18 protein-coding genes are annotated in these 23415 nt (G+C 41.9%); 4 read left to right on the top strand and 14 right to left on the bottom strand.

All coding sequences use genetic code 11. The annotated features are described in order from the left end of the window. Nucleotides 1–7: 7 nt before the first annotated feature. Nucleotides 8–1093, bottom strand: a complete 1086-nt coding sequence (locus LC608_RS07580) for a PotD/PotF family extracellular solute-binding protein (protein ID WP_229552958.1) — start codon at nucleotides 1091–1093, stop codon at nucleotides 8–10. 428 nt (nucleotides 1094–1521) lie between these two features. Between LC608_RS07580 and cruF the strand changes: the two genes are divergently transcribed. Continuing rightward, the gene (gene cruF, locus LC608_RS07575; RefSeq protein WP_229552957.1) at nucleotides 1522–2433 is read left to right on the top strand and encodes a gamma-carotene 1'-hydroxylase CruF; all 912 of its coding nucleotides are present in this window, start codon (nucleotides 1522–1524) and stop codon (nucleotides 2431–2433) included. A gap of 141 nt (nucleotides 2434–2574) precedes the next feature. Then, a complete protein-coding gene (gene cruG, locus LC608_RS07570; RefSeq protein ID WP_267871011.1) occupies nucleotides 2575–3798 on the top strand; it encodes a 2'-O-glycosyltransferase CruG in 1224 nt (407 codons plus the stop codon). Nucleotides 3799–3862: 64 nt separating this feature from the next. Here the strand turns inward: cruG and rnhA are convergent, their stop codons facing one another. Beyond that, entirely contained in the window at nucleotides 3863–4771 is a 909-nt protein-coding gene (gene rnhA, locus LC608_RS07565; RefSeq protein WP_229552956.1) for a ribonuclease HI, read from the bottom strand. A gap of 760 nt (nucleotides 4772–5531) precedes the next feature. Here rnhA and LC608_RS07560 point away from each other — a divergent pair. Beyond that, nucleotides 5532–6266, top strand: a complete 735-nt coding sequence (locus LC608_RS07560) for a hypothetical protein (protein ID WP_229552955.1) — start codon at nucleotides 5532–5534, stop codon at nucleotides 6264–6266. Between the two features lie 92 nt (nucleotides 6267–6358). Here LC608_RS07560 and LC608_RS07555 read toward each other — a convergent pair whose 3' ends face one another. Next, complete coding sequence (locus tag LC608_RS07555; protein ID WP_229553237.1) at nucleotides 6359–8578, bottom strand: CHASE2 domain-containing protein; 2220 nt, start codon at nucleotides 8576–8578, stop codon at nucleotides 6359–6361. Between the two features lie 173 nt (nucleotides 8579–8751). After that, complete coding sequence (locus tag LC608_RS07550; RefSeq protein WP_229552954.1) at nucleotides 8752–9036, bottom strand: hypothetical protein; 285 nt, start codon at nucleotides 9034–9036, stop codon at nucleotides 8752–8754. 411 nt (nucleotides 9037–9447) lie between these two features. Between LC608_RS07550 and LC608_RS07545 the strand changes: the two genes are divergently transcribed. Next, entirely contained in the window at nucleotides 9448–13350 is a 3903-nt protein-coding gene (locus LC608_RS07545) for a PAS domain S-box protein (protein ID WP_229552953.1), read from the top strand. 338 nt (nucleotides 13351–13688) lie between these two features. Here the strand turns inward: LC608_RS07545 and LC608_RS07540 are convergent, their stop codons facing one another. The 10 genes from LC608_RS07540 to LC608_RS07500 form a co-directional block, all read right to left on the bottom strand. Then, nucleotides 13689–14726 carry an aliphatic sulfonate ABC transporter substrate-binding protein gene (locus LC608_RS07540; protein ID WP_229552952.1) on the bottom strand — a complete coding sequence of 346 codons (1038 nt, stop codon included), beginning with the start codon at nucleotides 14724–14726 and terminating at the stop codon, nucleotides 13689–13691. Between the two features lie 214 nt (nucleotides 14727–14940). Further along, nucleotides 14941–16029: an aliphatic sulfonate ABC transporter substrate-binding protein gene (locus tag LC608_RS07535; RefSeq protein ID WP_229552951.1), complete on the bottom strand. Its 1089-nt coding sequence runs from the start codon at nucleotides 16027–16029 to the stop codon at nucleotides 14941–14943. A 264-nt stretch (nucleotides 16030–16293) separates the two neighbouring features. Beyond that, nucleotides 16294–16710 carry a hypothetical protein gene (locus LC608_RS07530; protein WP_229552950.1) on the bottom strand — a complete coding sequence of 139 codons (417 nt, stop codon included), beginning with the start codon at nucleotides 16708–16710 and terminating at the stop codon, nucleotides 16294–16296. A 282-nt stretch (nucleotides 16711–16992) separates the two neighbouring features. Then, nucleotides 16993–17643 (bottom strand): TauD/TfdA family dioxygenase, encoded by a 651-nt coding sequence (locus LC608_RS07525; protein WP_267871009.1) that lies wholly within the window; start codon nucleotides 17641–17643, stop codon nucleotides 16993–16995. After that, the gene (locus LC608_RS36815; protein WP_267871008.1) at nucleotides 17630–17857 is read right to left on the bottom strand and encodes a TauD/TfdA family dioxygenase; all 228 of its coding nucleotides are present in this window, start codon (nucleotides 17855–17857) and stop codon (nucleotides 17630–17632) included. The genes LC608_RS07525 and LC608_RS36815 overlap by 14 nt, the downstream gene beginning before the upstream one ends. A 36-nt stretch (nucleotides 17858–17893) precedes the next feature. Beyond that, nucleotides 17894–18988, bottom strand: coding sequence for an aliphatic sulfonate ABC transporter substrate-binding protein (locus LC608_RS07520; RefSeq protein ID WP_229552949.1), 1095 nt, complete (start codon nucleotides 18986–18988; stop codon nucleotides 17894–17896). Between the two features lie 270 nt (nucleotides 18989–19258). Beyond that, nucleotides 19259–19504, bottom strand: a complete 246-nt coding sequence (locus tag LC608_RS07515; protein ID WP_229552948.1) for a hypothetical protein — start codon at nucleotides 19502–19504, stop codon at nucleotides 19259–19261. Between the two features lie 177 nt (nucleotides 19505–19681). Next, nucleotides 19682–20734, bottom strand: coding sequence for an ABC transporter substrate-binding protein (locus LC608_RS07510; RefSeq protein WP_229552947.1), 1053 nt, complete (start codon nucleotides 20732–20734; stop codon nucleotides 19682–19684). Nucleotides 20735–20896: 162 nt separating this feature from the next. Next, nucleotides 20897–21226 (bottom strand): ferredoxin family protein, encoded by a 330-nt coding sequence (locus tag LC608_RS07505; RefSeq protein WP_229552946.1) that lies wholly within the window; start codon nucleotides 21224–21226, stop codon nucleotides 20897–20899. Next, entirely contained in the window at nucleotides 21223–22848 is a 1626-nt protein-coding gene (locus LC608_RS07500) for an FAD-dependent oxidoreductase (RefSeq protein WP_229552945.1), read from the bottom strand. The genes LC608_RS07505 and LC608_RS07500 overlap by 4 nt, the downstream gene beginning before the upstream one ends. Between the last annotated feature and the right edge of the window lie 567 nt (nucleotides 22849–23415).

Below are 23415 nucleotides of genomic sequence, written 5' to 3'. Positions count from 1 at the left end.
TCCTATTTTACCCACTAGTTAATTGAGTCCAATAGCGATCGTAAACGTCTTCAAATTCTCCTACAGGAGTAACACGTTCACAATTTGCTAAAAGTGACTCTGAGGGAAATAAATTAGTATTGTTTTGGATTGTTTTTGGCAATTGCTCAAATCCAGTACTATTAGGCGTAGAAATATTCAAACGTTGACTGACTTGGGCTGCTAATTCTGGTTGCAAAATCATGTTAATCCAAGCATAGGCTCCAGCTAAATTAGGGGCTGTTTTAGGAATTACAATAGTGTCTGTCCATAAAGAAGAACCACTGCGAGGAATTACATATTTGAGTTTAGGGTTTTCTTGAGAGATTCTCACCGCATCTGCTGAATAGCACATTGCCAATAGTAAATCTCCTGCTAGAATTTGATTTTGCCAAGCGTCTGTGTCAAAACGTGCGATCGCAGGTTTTAGCACTTTCAACTTTTCATAAGCTTGTTTGATTTCTTGTTCATTTTTTGAGTTGTAAGAGTAACCTAGCATCCGTAACGTTGCACCCATCACTTCTCGAACATCATTGAGCAAGGTCATCTGCTGATTAAGTTGCTTTTGGTTTCGCCAAAGGTAATCCCAGTCTTGTGGTGCATCTTTGATTTTTTCGGAATTGTAAAGTAAACCTGTTGTCCCCCAGTTAAAAGGGATGCTATATCGATTATTCGGGTCATAGCTAGGATTTTGAAATCGGGGGAATAAATTCTCTAAACCGATTAAGCGATCGTGATCTATTTCTGTTAATAAACCTTTGTTTACCATCTTCTGCACCATATAATCGGATGGGTAGATGATGCTGTAAGTGCCACCGCCTCCAGCTTGCAATTTAGCTAGCATGACATCATTGGAATCATACACATCCGCTAGCACTTTCATGCCGGTTTGGGTGCTAAAGGTTTTCAATAATTGGTTGTCGGTATATTGCGTCCAGGTAAAGATATAAAGTTGGTCACGTTGACCCGAAGTATTAGAATTAGCACGGACTTCAGCTAGCCTCCAGCCACAACCAGCTAAAGATAAGCCAGAAAGCGCTGCCACCCCTTTGAAAAATTCCCGTCTGTTAGTCATTAAGTTAGAAGTTGTTCATCGACAACCTCTAGATTACGGTATACCTAGTAGCCACTGCCGTGATTTTTTGGGATAAATGTGTCATTCTTCACACTATACTGTAGGGCTTTCTTAATCTCTGATGCTTGTCCTGCCTCAAGGAGATACTTGTATGGAAGGAGTTGTTCATCATACGTGTATCAGTGGGACAAAAAACCAGGAGTTTTTGCAGATGAAATTATACAGATTTTGACTATATAGCTTAGAATGGTAAGTTTATCATCATATTTCTTTCTTATAGCTTCAATCAGTAGGCTGTTATGCTCTTCCTAAAAAAGCCAAACAAGTTTGTAGAGAATTGCGGTACAAAGTATTTAAATATGTTGTTAAACATTTGTAAACTGTTAGCAGCCGAGTAGCCGCGTGTCACATCTTGTTAAGGAATTATCATGAGACAACTTGTTATTGCTGAACGCGTATGCCTGATTGGTCATATCGTGTCAAAAGCCTTTGGACTGGTAGGGATGCTACTGGTCGTACCTAATGCCGAAATACTTTTCAACTTATCGCAGGTTGGAGAAACTGCCGTACAGTTAAGTATGGCAGGTGGCGGTGTAGTTGATATCATCTTGGGGACAATAGCTGTCTCTATTTATGCCTACCGAACGCTGGGATTAGGAACTTGGCTAGCATTTATGCTGCCGGCTATGTTTATTTCCTTGGGTAGTGAACTACTGGGAACCAGCACGGGTTTTCCATTTGGTGATTATAGCTACTTAAGTGGCTTGGGTTATAAGATTGCGGGGCTAGTTCCTTTCACAATTCCTTTATCTTGGTTCTATGTTGGGCTGTCCTCTTATTTAATTGCGAGAACTGGTTTGAAAGTGGCACAAAAACCTAGTTGGGGACGCCATATTGCAGCTATAGCCGTTGGTGCTTTACTCTTCACTTGCTGGGATTTTGCCCTTGAGCCAGCGATGAGTCAAACTTCTCTACCTTTTTGGTATTGGGAACACCCAGGAGCTTTCTTTGGCACACCTTACCAGAACTATGCAGGTTGGTTTGGTACTAGTGCCCTGTTTATGACTGTAGCAGGATTGTTGTGGAGAAACGCTTCGATTAAATTAGAGCGATCGCAACTTAATCTACCCTTAGTCGTTTATTTAACTAACTTTGCCTTTGCCGCCGGACTAAGCTTGGCCGCTGGGTTCTCAATCCCAGTGTTGCTCGGTTTATTCCTTGGTGTAGTTCCCGCCGTGGCTCTGTGGTTAAGCAGTTCAACCACTCCTATTCCAGTTGCTGTTGAACCAGCAAACAAGGAAGTCTCGGTCGCAAGAAGCGTTAAAGTTGCTTTGAAATAAGTCTATAGAGTGGAGAGTAGGGAGCAGGTAGCAGGGGGAAAAAATTCCTCTCCTCTGCACCCTTCCCCCTCCCCCTCTGCCTCTTCCCCATCCCCAATGCCCATTTGTTTTGTATAGCCGCGATTTTAATTGATAAGTATTTTGACAACAGTAGACAACGCTTTAATAGTAGAAAGTGCCATTTCCCTTTTATTGCTACTTATTCAAGTACCAGCAACGGCGATTCTATTTTCGCGCCTGCTAAAGGGGCCAAGACGCCTTCCTCCAATAGAACCGCAACAGCCGACACTGGAGCTTTTGGGTAAGGTTAGCGTCGTCGTTCCCACGCTGAACGAGGCGCTTCGCATTAGCCCTCTGTTGGCTGGTTTAAGTCATCAAAGCTACGAAGTTCGGGAAATTATTGTTGTAGACAGCAAGTCTGTTGATGGTACACCCGACTTGGTAAAAGCGACGCAGCAGAAAGATCCGCGCTTTCGCGTGATGACAGATGACCCCTTGCCCCCTGGTTGGGTGGGGCGTCCTTGGGCGTTGCATAACGGTTTTCTATTTAGCTCTGAGTGTAGTCAGTGGTTTCTGGGACTGGATGCTGATATTCAACCGCATCCTGGTTTGGTTGCTGGTTTGGTGAAGACAGCCGAAGCACAGGGCTATGATCTCGTTTCCCTTTCACCCCAATTCATTCTCAAATATCCAGGAGAGTGCTGGCTACAACCGGCTTTGTTGATGACTCTGCTTTACCGATTTGACCCGGCTGGGATCAATACAGAGCAGCCAGAACGGGTGATGGCAAATGGGCAGTGTTTTTTGTGTCGCCGCTCCGTTTTAGCTGCTGTGGGTGGCTATAGCAGTGCGAGTAGTTCTTTTTGTGATGATGTCACTTTGGCGCGAAATATTGCTATTCAAGGGTATAAGGTAGGCTTTTTAGATGGCGCAAAGGTGCTAAAAGTACGGATGTATGAAGGGGCGATGGAGACGTGGAAGGAATGGGGGCGGAGTCTTGATCTCAAAGATGCAACTTCTCGTTCGCAGTTGTGGGGAGATTTATGGCTACTCACATCTGTTCAAGGTCTACCCCTTTTAATAGTCCTTACTTTTTTGTTGATTTCTTCCCCACTCTCGTATTCGCTACAGACGCGATTAATCGCGTTACCCACTCCCCCACTTCTTCTGCTAGGACTAAATTTATTCTTGGTGGTAATTCGCTTTGCTATGCTAATTGCGATCGCACCTTCTTACGATCGCAAAAGCGCAAAAGGCTCATGGTTATTCTGGCTTTCCCCTTTTGCTGATCCCTTAGCTGTGCTGCGAATCTTCTTGTCTGCGTTCCGCAAGCCACGCGAGTGGCGGGGACGGAAATATAGTTAGGAGTTAGGAGTTAAGAGTGAGGAGTTAAAAATTCATAACTCATAACTCATAACTCATAACTCCCTCACTCCTCTTCACCTCCTACTTGATCCCCGCGTTCCAGTTCCCAAAGAATTTGATTTCCTTCACGGCGTACCCGTGACACAATCCAGTTTCGCCAGCGCCATTGATCTCCCCGACTGGTAACAGCGCTGGCGTGGACATCCATCAAGTCTGCTAACTCAGAACTGGTGATTAAGTAGCCTTTTTCTGAAATTTCGTCAGCGATACGCAGAGTTTCGACCAAGCTGCGGAGTTGTGAAACCCTCATTTCTGGCGCTTTTTCATCGGTTGCGGCCGCAGTTGGCCCAGTAGATGGTTCCATAACGGTTATTTCTGGTGCAGAAGTACTGATTTGTTGCGGACTTTGGTTAGTTATTCGAGAGTTGTTTTCATAATCAGCTACTTTTGCTACATTTAGTTCATTTTCGCAAGGTAAAGATTTATAAAAATTTGTCGGTATTAATTGTTGTAGCGAAGGAATTTTACCACTGGCGTATGTGCGAGCGATCGCATCACAACGTTCGTTACCTATGTTACCAGAATGTCCCCTAACGTGTTGCCATTTTACTTGTTGGGTATTAAGTTCATCGAGAGTTTCCAAAAGCTCTTGGTTTTGAACGGGTTTACCATCTGACTTTTTCCAGCCTTTCTTTTTCCAGCCTTTCACCCACTTGGTAACGCAGTTAATTAGGTATTCGCTATCGGTATGAAGGATGATGGGCTGGGTTTGTTGAGATGTTTGCAGGAATTGGAGGGCTGCGATCGCAGCTTGCATTTCCATTTTATTATTAGTGGTATGAGGGGATGCATCGCCCATTTCGTGGATTGAACCATCGCTGAAGTAGACGACAACTCCCCAACCGCCAGGGCCAGGGTTTCCGGTGCAAGCACCATCGGTGTATATGCTTTGGATTATGGGTTGAGTGGACATGGTTTAGGATATCGAACCGCAAAGGACGAGGCAGTGCGTTGGGCGGGACTTGTTCGCGCAGCGTCTCCCCTTGGGAGAAGCAACTGCCGTGCTGAGGACGCTAAGGAAAGAGTTATTAGCGGCGAATTTTTTAAAGAACATCCAGGCTATTATACTGGTTCGCACTCCGGCAACAACGCTCCACAAGAAGGCTGTTGTAGGAAAAAATGGTATTTTGCTATTCGTTGGGTAACGCTTAGGCTCAACCGAGGAGTATTGTCATAAGTGTTAATCAGAAATTTGGGAAGATATCCGAAAAACTATAGCTTCAGGATGTAGACATAAAGTGTTATACCAATTTGAAAAAAGAATGGGACAAATAGACCATTTGTAGAGACGCGATGAATCGCGTCTTTATCCAACGATATGTTGCAATCATCAATTTAAATGGTATTAGTTTTTGCTCATTGTGGTTTAACTCATGTGGAGAAACCCACGACAAACCTAACTCTCTTACCGACGCTCTAAGGGGGAAAATTTAAAGTCTTTCTCCTAAAAGGAGAAAGAAATAGAAGTGAGGTTTTCCAGATCCCATGAAAAATAAACTGTTATCAGTTCTGCAATAAGTTGAGCTAAATATCTTCATGTATTCTAGAGATAATAACAGGTTAATAAGCTATGTCATTTTTCGATGTAACTAGCTATTTAGTTTTTTAAACCTACTTGTGAGCAATTACTTTATCTAAAACAAAAGTCAATTATATTCAGAGAATAATGTAGCATGAATCAGAACAATTTTGAAAACATTAAAAATTCTTTTCAGCCTAAACTCAGCGATTTCGTCAATATTGGCTTCAGGATAATAAGTATTTTGGTTTTAGGTTACTTATTTTTTATTCCAGCTGAAGGACTTGAGAAAAATCAGCGATTAGATCCAACAGAAGTAGGACTTTTAACAATTGTATTATTGTTAAATTCTTCAGTTCTTGAAAGACTAGAAAAATTACAATTTGGTAGCAATGGAGTAGAATTAAACCTAGTAAATAGTAAAATTAAAGCTAATATAGAAGCTAATCAAAAGGAGTCAAAAGCTTTAGCCTTACTAGGAACTTTAATAGAAGATGATGAAAACCAAAGAAAGTTTTTTGACTACTTGCTAGACGATGGAGAGCGAATAACTCTGGAAAATTTATTTAATGCTGAAAAAGATAGAAGACAGTTTCCGTATAAAAAAGAACAATCGTGTGAACAACAATTGAGACATTTACGAGTATTAGGGTTTATTGAACCTTTAACAAATTATCAAATTAACGAATTGCCCGCCCAAAGTAATTTAAGAGACTATTTTAAGCTTACTTGTACTGAAAAAATATGTCTGGCTTTAGGTTCTAGTTCAATTGCTCCACAAGACATATTACATCAATGTGAAAGTGACTGTCATTGCCACAAAATATTGACTCAGATTATAGAAAAACAAGGTCAGTATGGGCTAAAAATACATAACATTAATAACTAAGTATCTATCGATAACACTTGTAGAGACGTTGCATTGCAACGTCTCTACACACCATAACATCCACCAATAACCTTAACCGAACTGTATTAGGGCTACAGACGTTTTAAATCTTGTAAAACTGCGGCGGCTGATTGATAGCGATCGCTAAAATGATAACAAACCATTTTATCTAAAATTGCCGCTAATTCTTCACTCACTTGCACCGTTTGCCGCCACATAATATTACCAGTTTCTGGCTCTGGGTGGAGGTCTTGGGGTGGTATCCCAGTTATGGCTTGAATGGCAATCATTCCTAAAGCGTAAATATCACTGCATAAGCGCGGATGACCGGCAAATTGTTCTGGAGGTGCATAACCCCGTGTCCCGATGGCTACTGTGGCTAATTCTGTTTGCTCACTACTTGGCGGTTGCATCAATTTGACAGCACCAAAGTCAATCAATACCAACCGATTATCTTCAGCGCATCTAATAATATTAGTCGGTTTGATATCACGATGAATCACTCGATGCTGGTGAACAAATTCTAGAACTTCTAAAACTTGTTTGAGCATTTCAATCACAAATGATTCGTTCTGCACATTCCGCACAGGTGGTAATTCTTCACTTAGGGTATGTCCCTCGATATATTGTTGAATCAAATAAAATTCTTGATTATCTTCAAAATAAGCAAGTAGTTCGGGAATCTGATGATGTTTACCCAAAGATTGTAATATTTCAGCTTCACTATTAAACAACCTGCGAGCAACTTGCAAAAATCGTGTATCTTGACGGGCTGGCATTAACTTTTTAACTACGCAAATCGGATTACCTGGGCGTTGAGTATCCTGTGCTAAATAAGTGCGGCAAAATCCACCTGCACCGAGAATTTGAGAGATTTTGTAGCGTCCACCCAAAAGCAAATCACCTGATTTTCTTTCTGGTGAATCAACTGGGGGAGGAAAATCAAGATATGAGTCGGGAAGTGCTGTTTTATCTTCTAAGAGTACATTTAATTGAGCGTAGGCGTAGCCCGTCGTAGACATCGCTTCTTGTTGTTTTTCAACTTGCAGAATAATCACCTGAGTTTGTCGCTGATTTTGGTAGCTAGTATAAGCAATCACACAAATGCTACTAATCACCAAAGCCAAAGCAGAGGGAACTAATGGTATCCATCCGCCTTGCAAAAACAAAGTAACGCAGATTACTACTAAGCCAAGTAGAGTTGTCCCTCCCACCACTAGCAACAGCAACGGATTTTGCCACCGCCATGTTATAATCCCACCTAAAAGCGACCAGCCCCACACCCAAATAAGTTCCGCCCAGTCTGGCCAATACCAAATTATAGGTCGCCCATCTAACACTGTACTGATCAGTTGACTTGCTATCTGTGCATGAATAAACAGAGCAGGCATTCTAGGTGGTTGATCTGGCAAAGCACTGTAGGGTGTATAAAAGCTACTTTGAGGGAAATTAGCTGCTGTAGTGCCAATAATTACAAGGCGATCTTTGATTAAACTGGGTTTGACTTGTCCATTGAGGACTTGTGTGAGGGTTACTTCGTCAGCAAGGCTGTTGGGGTGATGGTAATTTAATAATATTTGATAGCCATCTGTATCCAGATGTTCGTAACTACCGGAATTAGCTTGTAAACGCGGAAAGAGGATTTTACCTAACTGAAAATCTCCTTTATTAGTAAAGTCATATTTAATGCCTTGTTTATCTAAATAATTAATTGCTATGAGCGCACCAAATGCAAATGATGTTGTACATTTTTTTTCTGGAGAGTGAACAAATAACAAACTGCGGCGGAGAATTTGGTCGTTTTCATTGTCAGCAACCACATTGCTAAACCCAACATTATCTATAGGAAAATTTGGCGGTGGTGGAATTTCATCTTTACCCAAGGTGTTGAATAAACAGGTGCTGAAGATGTTATCTTGATTTTGCAAATTAGCCGCCAAATAGTTGTTTTCTGGTTGGAAAAGATATAAACCAATAATTCGCGGTTGATAAGACTCTATTTTTTTTAATAGCTGATTGATTCTACGATCTGATATAGTCCATTTATCTAGTTTAAGATCCTCGTCAGTGATTTTTACTAGCAAAATCCGCCGTTTAGGTGCTTCTGATGGACGCGATCGCAACATTTGATCATAAACTCTCAACTCCCAAGGCTGCAACCATTTGAGTTCCCGAACTCCCCAGATAAAGGCGGTGACTCCTACACTGGTAACTAAAATCATTTGCAACCAGCTTTTGCTCTTGGAAGTTTCACGGGAATCCTGAACTTTGACAAAAGGCGCACGGAATTTTTCTAATAGTCCACTAATCACGGCGTTGCGGCGGTAGCCTGAATTGGGTAGATGTTGCAGGCGCAAAAGTTAGTTTTCTGACTCTAGGTTAAAAGCTGATTAACCTGAGCTTCTATATCAATGTAGCAGTTTAGTTGCTGCTTAGAGATTAGATAAGCGATGTCTACGACGGGCTACGCCTACGCGCTATGCAGCTAATCATCCGTTTGAGATGTTTGAGCATCTTCAACAGGACTGGCAACTGGGAAAGAAATAGGATTAGTAGATGGGGTTAGTGAATCTAACTTGGATTGTTCGAGTGATGCTTCAATGCTTGAATCAGCAAAATAGGAGTCGAATATCTTATCATAGTTAGAAGCAACAGCTAAAAAAGCGCCACCCAAAATATAGATAGGTAATGGCAAATTAAATTTTTTTAACCAGTCAAACAGTTCCGCCAAAGCAAACAGCACTAAAAAGCAGGCAAGCCAAACCCTCATGTTTTCATTCCCTAGATTGAAACAACTCTATTACTAGCTTAAATAAGTTGCCTAATAGTTGATGTAGTACATAATCATCAACTTACAACCTCTATAACTCTAGATAGATGTAGTGAGAGTTATAGCATCTGCTATATTCCAATATCTACTAAAAAAATAAAAATAATATTTATCTTATGCCTGCAATCGAACAGCCAGGGATTGCATAGTTAGTTCGTTAGACTCGGCAGTGCCTCAAATCACAGGTAAAACTGGCAACGATATTAGGGGTTTCGTTCCACAATAAACCGATAGGAAAACTGATTAGCACATCGCCGGATTTTTGAAACCTCAGGTGTCTCGATTGAGAAAGAAAATTTTCCCCTTGTTAAAGATTAAATTGATCATCTAAAAGCTCAAGAGGTTACAAATTTGCGGCAATATTTGGGCGAACAGGAGCAAGTAAAAGAAAATCTGCGTCATAGTGAAGCACGCTACCGCTCACTGGCAGAAGCAAGCGCATCCATCGTCTGGAGGGCGGGACCTTGGGGCAATGTTGTTGAAGATATTCCAACTTGGGAGGCGTTCACTGGGCAAAGTCCCGAACAATATATAGGATGGGGTTGGGTTGACGCACTGCACCCAGATGACCGTACATCTGTAACTGCTATTTGGAGACAGGCTTTTTTTGGACGCAGCGTTGCAGTTGCCGAGTATCGTGTTCTGCGGCATGACGGTGAATACCGTTACATGAAGATACGTGGTGTGCCTATACTTGATGAAACAGGCGAAATCGAGGAATGGGTAGGAATGTGCGTAGATATCAGCGATAGCAAGCAAGCTGAGGCAGAACGTGAGCATTTACTGGCGTTACTGAAAACAGAACAGACTCGCTTAGTTGAAGCTAACGTTCTACTTGATACCCTCTTTAATAACGCACCTATAGGTATTGGTCTATGGGATGAAAAATTAAGATACGTTCGCTTGAATGACGCTTTAGCTGAAATTAACGGTTTTCCCCAAGAGGTGCATATTGGTAAGACCGTCGCCCAAGTGCTACCTGGGGTAGATTCTAGGGTCATGGAAGCTTTTCGCCATGTGATCGAAACAGGAGAATCTATTGCCCAAGAGGCCAGTGGAGAGACACCCGCCGCGCCTGGAAAGCTGCGGCACTGGTCGGTAAATTATTATCCGATTAAACTACCAGGTGATAGCACCTGGGTGGGTGCAATTTGTCAAGAAATCACCGATGTCTACAACGAGCTTCGCTTACGCAAGCAAGCAGAAGTCGAGCGTGAACAGCTATTTGAGCGAGAGCAAGCGGCTCGTGTTGAGGCTGAAGTTGCCAAAGAGCAAGTTACTAAGATTTTAGAAAGTATCACTGATGGTTTTCTTGCATTTGACAGTGAGTGGCGCTTCTCCTACCTTAATCATGAGGGAAGCAGAACTTTAGGGCGTTCCTGCGAGGATTTGCTCGGAAAAAATTTGTGGTCAGAGTTTCCAGAACTGGCTAATACTAGCTTTGGTCAACTTTATCAAAGGGCAGTTGCTCTAGGAACGCCCCTTGAGCTTGAAGATTATTACCCACCCTTTGATGCATGGTTTGCGGTTCGCGCCTATCCTTCACCCACAGGGTTATCACTTTATTTCCGTAATATTAATGTACGCAAACAGGCAGAGGCAAAACTGCGCGAGAGTGAGGCGTGTTTTCGGCTGATGGCTGAGAATTCAACTGATATTATTTCACGCCATACAGTAGATGGAACTCTTCTGTATATTTCACCAGCTTGCTACACAGTATTGGGGTATCAACCAGAGGAACTAGTAGGTAATCACAGCCGGGAGTTAGTTCACCCTGACGATTTGGCAGAGATTGCCAGGAATTATCCAGTCAATGCCGATTTACCAGATATTTATACTATTACTCACCGCGCTCGTCACAAAGACGGAAATTATATCTGGTTGGAAGCAACTATTCGAGCTATTCGCGATCGCCAAACTAAAGAAATTTTAGAAATGCAAGCGTCTTCGCGGGATATTACAGAGCGCAAGCACGTGGAGGTGGAGCAGCGTTTTCTAGCTGATGCTAGTGAGATTTTGGCTGCATCATTAGACTACGAGACAACCTTAGCCAGTTTAGCGCGTTTAGTAGTGCCTGAAATAGCTGATTGGTGCTTAGTTGATATTATTTGTAACAATCAATCAGTCCGCCGGGTTGCAGCAACCCATGCCGATCCAAAAAAACAAGAATTGGTAGAACAGTTACAAAATTATCCGCCTGATTTGACACGAAAAGAAGGTATTGCTGAGGTAATACGGACAGGCAAATCACAAATTACTCATTTTATTTCTGATGAACAGATGCAAGCGGTAAGCCGCAATGCCAGTCATCTAAAAATCTTGCAAAAACTAAATCCTACATCTGGTATTAGTGTACCGCTCATAGTTCGGGGACGGGTGCTGGGAGCTATGACTTTGGTATCTTCTTCCGGTCGTCGCTACCATACCAAAAGCCTAATGTTATCAGAAGAGTTAGCTCGCCGGGCTGCCGTAGCCGTTGATAATGCCCGACTCTATACAGAAACACAGGAATCTCAACAAGCGGCTTTACGGGCAGCATCTCGCACTGCGCGTCTGCAAGGCATTACCGCCGCACTTTCTGAATGTCTGACTCCGGCACAGGTTGCTGAAGTAATGGTAGAGCAAGGTATGGCAGCTTTGGGAGCTAGTTCTGCTTTAGTAGCACTAGTGACTAAAAGCGGCACTGAACTAGAAATTGTCCGTGCAGTAGGTTATGAACAAGAAGCGGTGGATTCATGGCGTCGATTCTCTATTCATACATCCGCACCACTGGCAGAAGCAGTACGAACCAAACAGCCTATCTGGCAGGAGCCAACAACAACAAGGGTTGCTCGTTACTCACATTTAGCTCAGGAGTATGCACGGTATAATTACGGAGCTTGGATTTCGATTCCATTGATCATTGAGGGACGAGCCATAGGTGGAATGTCTCTAGCTTTTGCCGAAATTCAGGAGTTTAATCAGGATGACCAACCCTTCATTCTGGCACTAGCACAGCAGTGCGCTCAAGCGATGGAACGGGCCCGCCTATACGAGGCAGAGCAAACGGCACGGGAAGCAGCAGAAAACGCCAACCGAATTAAAGACGAGTTTCTAGCAGTCCTTTCTCATGAATTGCGATCGCCACTTAACCCAATTTTAGGATGGTCTAAGCTACTCCAAACCAAAAAACTTGATGAAAAGACAGTTCCTCAAGCGCTGAAGACTATTGAGCGAAATGCTAGGTTACAAGCTCAACTGATTGAAGATTTGCTGGATATCTCCCGAATTTTACAAGGTAAACTTAGCTTAAATATCTACCCAGTTGATTTGACATCTGTCATTTCGGCAGCAATGGAAACAGTCCGGTTATCAGCAGAAGCGAAGTCAATTGAGATGCACATCAGCCTGGAACCAAATCTAGGGCAAGTTTTGGGTGATTCTGGCCGATTGCAGCAAATTGTTTGGAACCTGCTCTCAAATGCAGTTAAATTTACACCTGCGGGGGGACGGGTTGATATTCGACTGGAACAAGTAGGGAGTGGGGAGTGGGGAGTTGGGAGTAGGGAATTGGGAGTAGGGGGTAAAGAAATACCAAACCACTCCCCGCTTTACGCTCAAATTATCGTCAGCGACACTGGCAAAGGCATCGATCCTAATTTTCTGCCTTACGTGTTTGAATATTTTCGTCAAGAGAACAGCAGCACCACAAGAAAGTTTGGTGGACTGGGGTTAGGGTTAGCGATCGTTCGTCATTTAGTCGAACTGCATGGCGGGACAGTGCAAGTAGAAAGCAAGGGCGAAGATCAGGGGGCAACTTTTATCGTGAGACTCCCACTGATCCAAAATCAATTAGAGATTAAACAAGACATTAGCGACTCAGAGACATCCTCAAATTTAAATGGTGTCAATATTTTAGTAGTGGATGATGATGCAGATACGCGAGAATTTATTGCCTTCTTACTAGAGCAGTATGGGGCAAATGTGACAGCAGTGGCATCAGCAAATCAGGCACTAGCTGCTTTAAGCAAATCTCTGCCAGATATACTTTTAAGCGACATTGGGATGCCAGAAGTGGATGGATGTATGTTCATGCGACAGTTGAGAACACTGCCAGCAGAACAAGGAGGGCAAATTCGAGCGATCGCACTCACCGCCTATGCTGGAGAAATGAACGCCAAGCAAGTACTTGCAGCCGGATTTGACAAGCATCTTGCCAAACCAGTAGAGCCAACCGAATTAGTAGATGCGATCGCTAACTTAATAGCTGAATAAACCGCTTAAAATTGTGCGGCGTTGTGGAATAAATGGTCTTTTCATCACTGGAATATTTTAGTTACAACTAATTGTTAGTACCAAATTACAGATGTAAAGAGGTTTGCGATCGCTTGTTCCTTCCTCGGTTTTTGCTAATCCACCTACCGTCCATCTCAATTAACCAGACAATAGGCTTAACAAGTTAGTTGAGCAACTTGTTAAGCCCGTTGTTAAAGGTAGGGAAACTTCCGCTACAGTGTAGTAGCTACTTTCAGCATAATTTCACAAGCATCTTGCCAAACCGATAGAGCCAGCCGAGTTAATAGCTCAATCAACCTGCATCTATCTGTTTACTATTACTTGATATTATCAGGAATGATAGCTTGATATTCAATAGGAGCAAGAATCCCTTGTTTAATATCTATCTTACGCGAGGTAATTTTTTCTTGGAAATAAAAATCAGCAACGCCCTGCTGTTCGGCAATAATCGCGGGTGTCAGTCTTCTCAATCTATAAGTACGGCGGCTTGCCACTTTTAGTGCAACTGATGGATCTAATTTCAGTTCATCAACTAAAATTTTGGCAGCATCGCTTGGGTTTTTTTCAGCCTGTTCTCCTACCTTCTGTGCTTCCTCTAAAAACACTCGTACCAATTGCGGATTTTGGGCGACAAATTGACGCCTGCCAATATAAAATCCGCCGAGAGTATTAATTCTTGCCGCATTTCTCAGATTACGAATCGGGATAGTTTTTTCCACAGCAGCTAAAAGGGGATCGCTACCCACCCAGGCGTCAGCCTTGTCTTGAATAAAGGCGTCGCGGGCCTCAGGTGGAGTCAAAGCAACGATTTGAATATCGCTAATTTTTAACCCTACCTCTTTCAAAGCTTTTGCTAGTAAATACTGTGCATTCGATCCTACTTGAAAAGCAATTCTCTTGCCTTTAAGATCCGCTACTTTCTTAATGGAAGAATTAGCTTTCACCACAATACCTTGGTTTGTACCATCACTGGGCGTGCGTCCAGTAAGATAGACAACTTCAGGGATGATGCCTGGACGTGCAGCTTGGTCAAATATTGGAGGTGTCTCTCCGACATTACCGATATCCACCTTACCTTCATTCAGGGCTTTTATCAATTGCGGCCCTGCTGCAAATGGCCCAACCCAATTCACGGTTATACCCAATGCTTTGAAACGTGGCTCAACAGCTTTTTTGGACTTGACAATATCACCAGAACTTTGATATGCCAAATTAATTACTTTGGCTGTCTGCGCTTGGGTGCTTTGCACAAGGCTACCTGCAAAGGGAGATAATAAAGTAAACAGTCCCAATGCTGAATATTGGATAACACGCTTTAAAACTGTGCGACGTTGTGGTTGATATAGCTTGTTCATCAGTTGTAGTTTTACTCGTAAGTTTTAGGTTTTACGTTGTCAGTCTTACTTTCTTTAAGCAAGTAAGATAATAGGAAGTTGTTATTTAAACCTCCTAGAACACCAATTTATGATTACAAATTGAGATTATGCTAATTCAGCAAATCTCCTTTTGTATTTAGGAAATTGGTATTCTAGTTTGTTTTTTTAAACAAACTTCATATTTGATTATTCTCTACTTTTCACTGATCAGTGTTGGTGGAGTAATAGCTGCATATTCTTGAGGCGTGAGCAATGCTTCTTGAACATCAATCTTTTTAGGTAAGATTTTTTCGTTATAAAATAAATCTGCAACACTTTGTTGAGCTTTCATCAACTCTGGAGTAATTCCTTTTATTCGATAAGTAGCGCGTCCAGAAATTATTTCTTGAATGGACAGATCAATTTTAAGCACTGGTGCTATGAGTTTGGCTACCTCTTTACGATTTACTTCTGCCCATTGACCATTTTTATCAATTTCTTCCAAGATAATCCGAAGTAATTCAGGATTTTCCTTAGCAAACTCGCGTGTTCCCACATAATATCCACCTGGTGTTCCAATATTTGTGGCGTCTCGCAGTACACGCGCACCGTGAAGTTTTTGTACTAAAGCTAAGTGAGGATCACCAGTTACCCAAACTGGAATATTGCCTTGAATAAATGCACCACGGGCTTCGACATTGGGCATACTCAAGACTTTAATATCGCTATATTTCAAGCCCACTTCTTCTAAAGCTTTGAGGATAAAATAGTGAGAAGCAGAACCTTTTTGAAAGACGACTTCTTTACCTTTGATATCAGCTAAAGTTTTAATTTTAGAACCTTTAGGAACTGCGATCGCACTACCTTTACCTGAATTAGGGCCAAGTCTTCTCCCAGCCAAATAGACTATTTTTGCACCCGCAGCTTGAGCAAAGATGGGAGGAGTTTCTCCAACTGAACCAATATCAATTTTGCCCACATTCATCGCTTCCATGAGTTGTGGCCCTTGAGCAAATTGTGACCACTCTACTTTCAAGCCCAAAGGCTCCAAACGTTTTTCTAAAACTCCTCTGACTCTAACTAAATCACCAGAGCTTTGATACCCTATTCGCAACAACTTTGTTTTAAAAGTTATAGTCTTAACCCCTGCTGGTTCTGCTTTAGGATCAGTTCCTGTATTTGTATTAGATACAGTTGACGTACAACTTATTAAAGTAGTAGATAAAGCTACAAAACCAGGGATTATAAATAAAGCTATCTTACTAATTACTTTTGTCTTGGTTTCTAAAAAATTATTAACCATTTTTGCACCTCATTTTCTGATTAACTACTGATATAAAGACATCAGTTAATAAGTTAAGTTTTCTAGTCTTTTAAAGCTAATTACAATTATTTACTATTAGAATTAATTGAATAAGGTGTGAATGCTGCATATTCCTCTGGAGTAAGTACTCCATCTTTGACATTAACCTTATTTGGTAAAAGTCCTTGTGTATACCATAAATCGGCTATTTGTTGTTTGTTAACAACTTGATCGGTGATTGGTAGCAGACCATATATTGCTTTACTATGAATTGTTTTGAGAGTAGAGCCACTTGACAGTAAAATTCTTTGCTGCCAAACTTTTTTCTAGAGTTTCTTGCTTTCTCATTACTGCAAGAGAACCAAGCTTAGAATAAACAATTCGTAGCTCTTGTTTTTGTGGAGTATTAGAAACTGTTTGACTTTGAGATTGTGTACTAATTGCGGATGCTTCGTTTTGAGTATTTTTAGTTTCTTGATTACAACCAACTATGCTCATTGGTATCGTTAGGGAGCAAGCAGCCATGAGTAAAGATATATGTTTACGCTCAATTTTATATTTTGCTTCTATAGGTTTAGTATTTAGGCTATATTTACATACTGTCTTTGTCTTATTTATTTTTGATTGTTGCGGCTTATTGATAGACAAGTTGAGACTTTGCAAAAAATTGAAAAGTGCCATAATATTTTTTATATTTAATTTTAATAATTTTTGTTTTAGCGCTTTTAATGAGTTCTTGTAACTCTCAGGTTCAGCTTAGATACTATCAAGCCTTTTCTTAAAATAAAGTATTTATAAACACTTGTTTTAAACAAAAAACTAATATTTTTACTATGTATTTTTATAAGCACATAGTTTGACATTTAGACAAGTTTAATCAGCCAAGAGTTAGAATAACTCTTGACTGGCTTAAGAATATATAGAATCAAACGCCGATTAGCTTAATCTTCTAAGCTATAAATCCTAAAAGGGACGACTACCTGCAAGGCTAACCCGCTTTAATACTCGTCGCTCATTTGGATCAAATGCTTGACGGTAATGCAAGGTAGCTTGGTTATCCCAGTAGACAATATCACCTACAGACCATTTGTGTTTGTAGTAGAACTTGGGTTGAGTTAGATGTTGTCTCAACTGTTCAATCAGTTTAGATCCTTCTTCCGGCTCTAACCCGACAATTTCCACTTCTGTAGCAGCATCTAAGTAAAGATGCTTTTTACCACTTTCTGGATGTGTTCTAACTAAAGGATGGGGAAAGATCGGACTGATTAAAGGAATAGTTTTGTCTAAACGATACAAAGACCTGGGTGCATTCCGATCTCGCAAAAATGGGTTGTAGGTAATTAACTGTAAATCTGCAATCCGTTCTTTGGTGGCTTCATCTAATGCCTCATAGGCTAAATTGGTATTTAACCAATAAGTATCTCCACCATGAGTTGGTATTTCTAACGCATAAAGAAGTGAACCACTAGATGGGGTAGGAGTCCATTTGTGATCAGAATGGAAAGTGAGTTCTCCAGTACCGGTATAGCCACCATCGACATTGGAAATCGGAATCACCACCGGAGTTTCTCCTGGTTTAGAAGCCAATACTGGAGTTTCATCAGATGGGTACAAACAGTGCGCCAAAATATAGAGAAAAGTTCAAAAGCTGTTCATCGGAGAGCTTTTGGTCTTTGAAAATTAAGATGTGGCGATCGCGCAAAGCTTGCTTAAGTTGTAATATAACTTCAGGTGCGATCGGTTGACTGGCATCAATATTGGTAACTATGGCTCCCAAAAGAGCATCAATAGAACTAATTTTAACCTCTGTCAAAGTTAAGGTAGGCATCACATTCTCCTGTATTTCAGTTTATTCTTGGGATAACTACTTATTCGCTAACACCTCTGAGGGAGTAATTTTGGCGTACTCTTCAGGCGTCAAAAACCCATTTCTAACATTCACTTTTTTGGGGATAAGTCCTAAGCTGTACCACTTATCTGCAACCTGTTGTTGCTTGGTAATGGTTTTCTCAGTAATTGGTAGTAGCCCATAATCATATTTATCATGCATTATTTCTAAAGTAGGTGGATCTAGTTGAGTTACAGGAGCAAGCAGTTGTGCTACTTCTTTGGGATGATCCTTAGTCCAAATTTCTGCCTTTTCTAGCTCCTCTAGAAACACTTTGATAACATCAGGATGAGCCTGATAAAACTGGCGTGAGGTTGAGTAAAAGTTGCCAGTATCCCGCAACTTACCACCATCTGCTAAAACACGAGCTACCTTATTTTGTACATTTCGGGTAGCGAATGGCTCCCAAATATACCAAGCATCCACCTTGTTCTGGCTAAATGCCACATTTGCGTCTGGCGGCGGTAGAAAAATTGATTGGACATCACTCAGTTTTAATCCTGCGTCTTCTAATGCTTTAACTAATAGATAGTGCCCAATGGAGGCTTTTTGAAAAGCTACTTTTTTACCCTTCAAATCGCTAACACTTTTAATCGGTGAGTTTACAGGAACTAAAAGTGAAATGGCTTTACCACTAGGGCGTGTAGTAGCTAGATAAACAAGAGGTGCCCCTGCTGCTTGTGAAAATACAGGAGGCGATTCAGCTGTAGATGCGATATCCAGTCCATTTGCATTCAGAGCTTCTAGCTGTTGTGGCCCAGCTGCAAACTCAGCCCACTGTACTTTAAAACCCAGAGGCTCTAATCGCTTTTCTAAAGAACCCTGTTTTTCTAAAATTGCTAAAGCGGTAAGTTGTTTTGAACGTACAATCCGTACTACTTGCTTCTCTGTAGTGCTAGATGAAGCGACGGATTTAGGCAAAGTTTCCGGCTGTTGAGTGTTATTTTTTGCCTCACTACAACTTGATAGGGCTGTTGATAGCATTAAGCAGTAGCCCAGAGCAAACAATAAGGAACGACGTGTTGTTCTCTGGCTTTTTCTGAATTCAAACTTTCCTTTTAAAGCTGGCATGGGTTGTTTTATTGATTTCCCTCTAAGTAGTTAGAAAAATGATGATTAATTGCAATGTAAAAAACAAAAAATCTTCTTTAATAATTTTAAAAACTTTATTTTTTAAATTAGGTAAGAGAGTGGGTATTACCCACCCCGCAACGACTCGAGGAACTGAAAATTTAATAGTTAGGAGGAAAAATTTAGGAAGTGGAGTAGGATCTTCTCACTCCAATATCGTGCTATTAAAAGATTGAAACTTGTGAATGAAACTCTGTCTTGTTCAATGCCTTAAGAATATTGGGTAATGACAGGTAGTTGCTCATTGAGTACCCAATCGCCGATCGCACGCAATTTGTAGTCTACAGGATCGTGAAGGGTAAAGGTTCGTAAATCCCGCCAGTAACGGTCAAATCCATACTTAGTTGCTGTGGCGCGAGTTCCGGTAACTGTCAAAGATGCGGTTGGTAATATCTGCTTGGATTTCCACCCAAAAGTCTCCGTAATGATGTAGAAAATATGGGCCTTAAGTAGCACTATGGGTATAGAATTCTAGCAGTTCTTCATAATTAACATTGGCGGAATTGTTATTTTCCACCAAATGGTCTTTATTGCGAGTGTCCCAGTGCCAAATCAAATTACTGTTGCTTAGAAAAGTTAGTGATTCCTGCTTCCTCAGCTCCCCCTACTCCTTTATTCCCTATTCCACACTTCCTATTTTTCTTTAACAGCCCAATCTGCTAATTTAAAGTCCGACTTTGCTAAACCCTGCGAAACTAAAAATTTCTTTGTCCCCTCTAAAAGCTCCACACCCTCGGCTGGTAATGGTTCTTCTGATACCTGTTTGAGTGGGAATGATACTTTAATGATATTGATGGGATATTTAGTAGTTTGAGCATGATACTGATAATATTCTTCAGAATTAGCTTTTAAATCCTTGGCTGCTTCTGTGAGAATTGCATTAAATTTCTGGGGAAAATTAGGCTGTTTCGCTAGAAAGCTTTCGGTTGCTACAACTAATGATGTCGCTGACAGACCTTTATGATTTGCAGAAGAATCAATTACTGGAAACCCTTGTGATTTTAGAAAAGGTCCTAAATCGCTTGAAGTTGCATAAGCTGCTACATCACCACGTTCTAAAGCCCCTTTTGCCTCAGTAGTCATCAAGTGGACAACCTTTACATCCTTGGCAATTTTAGCTTCAGCTAACAGACCCAGCAGGTATCGATGCATATAAGAGCCTTTTTGGGTAGCTATTGTTTGACCTTTAAGTTCAGCAAGCGATCGCGGGCCATTCTTTTTCGCTACTAACCAGGCGGTTGTATTAAATTGAGTAATCCGCAGCAGTCGCGTTTCCTGACCCCTTGCTCTCAAAACTATGGCTGGTGTATCGCCTAAAGAACCAATATCTAATTGTCCTGCAACAAGCGCCTCATTTAGATCCGGTCCGTTAGGAAACCTTGCAAAAGTAATGTTTTTAAATCCTAGTTTTTGCAACTCACGCTCTAATATTCCCTTTTTCTTTGCCCAACCAAGTGGCCCTGTCGGTTCTGAACTACCTACATAACCTATACGTAAGGTAGAAATGTTGTTAGATGCAGCAACAGCACTATTGGCATTAATAGCCTCAATCGATTGAGCAGATTTAGTTTCGCCTTGGCTACATCCTGTAATTAGTAGCAGTAGGACACAAGCAACTGAAGTTGATAATCTGGAAGTAAATTTATTTTTACTGGTAGAACCTGTTCCTACTGCGATTGCTAGCATGACTCTCTTCTCTGACCTAACTATTACGCCGTCGCCGTGTGCAACTTTCTCTCACTAACCCCAACCCCTTCCCTACTAGTGTTGGGGAGCAACAATCAAAGCCTCTCAGGAGTGGGGGAGAGGAATGGAAGCGGGGTTCTAACGATAAGTTGCATCACGTTACTATTTCATCTGCTTCAAAATTTGGAATGTTTGATCGGCTTTTGCTGTTGAGGTGCGTTTATGTCCCCAACCGATGTTTTCACGGTAACTACCCAGTAGCCCAACTTCTGCCAATTCTGCCTCATTGACTAAAGTCTTCATATCGCTTTCTGGTGCAACATAAAGAGCATCAACTGGACAATACAATTCGCACATATAACAGGTTTGGCAATCACTCTGGCGGGCAATGGTTGGCGGCGCATTAGGTACTCTGTCAAACACGTTAGTTGGGCAAATATTCACGCAGATATTACATTTTATGCACCGCGACTCGCTGACCAACTCAATCACACTAACGCTCCTATTTTGGATTGTGACTTTTCTGTACTCTCTAAAGACTGAACCTTTACCCAGACTTGATCTAATCCGCCGCTAATCAGGTGATGTTGCTGGTTAGCATCAAGTTCTGGATAATCTTGATGTTTGTGCATACCACGAGTTTCTTTACGTTCAATGGCACTGCTATACATCCACCGGGCTGTGGCTACCATTGCCGCAGCTTCTCGCGCCCGGATCAGTTCTTTTTCTGATGTTACCTGGCTACTGCGGAGTTCTTGCCAAAGATGATTTAGCTTACCCAAAGATTCAGTTAAGCCTTGTTCTGTACGGAAATAGTTCTTTTCGTAAGGAAATACTTCAGCTTGGACTGCCTGAATTAGTTCATCAGTTGCCAAGGTTTGAGAGCGATCGCTCCCACTGTGTAATACTACCTCTCCAACACCCAAAACTAGTCGTTGAGTTTTCTGTTCCCCCAAACTGCGGCTATATTCAGCAGCCGATTTCCCGGACCAATAGCCAGAAGATATTGCCCAAGCTGCATTGTGGCTACCACCACCAGTAAATCCACCACAAATCAGTTCGCGTGTAGCAGCATCTCCTGCTGCATAGAGTCCCCGCACAGAACTGGCACAGCTCTCATCTACAATCCGAATTCCTCCCGTACCGCGCACAGTTCCCTCTAGGCGCAGAGTCACAGGAAAACGTTGAGTAAAGGGATCAATACCTGCACGATCAAAGGGTAAAAAGAAGTTGGGCTGTGCTAAACGCATAGATGCCCGCATTGATTCCGCCGCTTTGTCTATGATGGCGTAAACCGGCTGTTGCAGCAATGTCTGGGCAATTACTGAACGTCTATGAGAACTTGCCCCCGGAATCACACTACCATCTTCGTAGGTGAAGGTTGCCCAATTATAGAACAGGGTTTTGGTAACTGAAGAAAAGGCGGGAGAGATGCCATAAGCATTGGAAAATTCCATACCCGACATCTCAGCACCAGCTTCTGCCGCCATTAAATAACCATCCCCTGTCAGGACGTTGCATCCTAACGCTTTACTGAGAAACGCACAGCCGCCTGTTGCAATAATTGTGGACTGCGATCGCACTATCCATTTCTCACCAGTCTGACGGTTCACACCTGTTGCACCAGCAACAGCACCATCGTCATCTACCAGTAATTCTAAGGCGGGGCTGTTGTCTAAAATTTTGACTCCTGCCCGTTGGATTTGTCGCCGCATCAGGCGCATATACTCGGGCCCTTGCAGCGATCGCCGATAGGGTTTACCTTCATCGTCGGTAGGAAAGGGATAACCCCACTCTGCTAACTGATTAACGTTGACATAAGTCTGATTCAATACCCGATCCATCCAGTTGCGATCGGATAAAAACCCACCCAACGATTCCCGACTTGCTTTTGCTGTTTCTCGTGCTTCTGGGTCAGGTGGCACATACCACACACCATTACCAGATGCAGCAGCGCATCCAGTTGTTCCACAATACCCTTTGTCTACGAGGATCACCCTAGCTCCACTTGATGCAGCACTCCAAGCCGCCCAAGTTCCAGCTGGCCCACCTCCAATCACAAGCACATCGCCTTCTAAGTCGAGTTCAAAATCGGTTGTTAACGTCTTCAGCATCTACAATTTCCCCCCATCGATAAAGTCTTAAGCACCAAGTCTTCACCCCATCAATGCTGCACACCATTTCATAAATCTGTTTGCCTACCTACTTGACGACTTACGACAACACCAATTTAGTAATCCTCGAACCTCTCACCTACAAGGGAAGTGGGCTGGAGGTTAGGTTTTTAATTACTGAATCGATAGTTTAGTAGCCTTAAATTGTGGCTCCTTAAGACAGGTTGCCACCAGATTGATAGCTAGTAAGTACATTAAGTTGATAGATAAACCGTAGTTTAGCCATAACAAAGCTTTTCACAGTTTTCGACAAAAAGCAAGTATTTTAGTAAACAAATTCAAACGTCAAGTTATGTAAAATAAATTTGATTACCTATCTAATTAGCCTTGCTTTTTGGATTATTTTGTGTATATATCCAAGCTAATATGTCTCTACTTGCGAGTTAAGCCGCTCCCTAACTAAGACTCAAGAATCCCCCGACTTTTCGATTAAAGGAGTGTAAGCAAAGTTTAATCAGTCCGGGGAGTGTCATAGAAGAGGAAAAGGGGCAGGAGGGCATAAATAAA

The sequence above is a fragment of the Nostoc sp. XA010 genome (assembly GCF_020829625.1).
GTDB lineage: Bacteria > Cyanobacteriota > Cyanobacteriia > Cyanobacteriales > Nostocaceae > Nostoc.
Note: the sequence above shows the minus strand (reverse complement) of the source record. Positions and strands in the feature narration are given on the sequence as shown.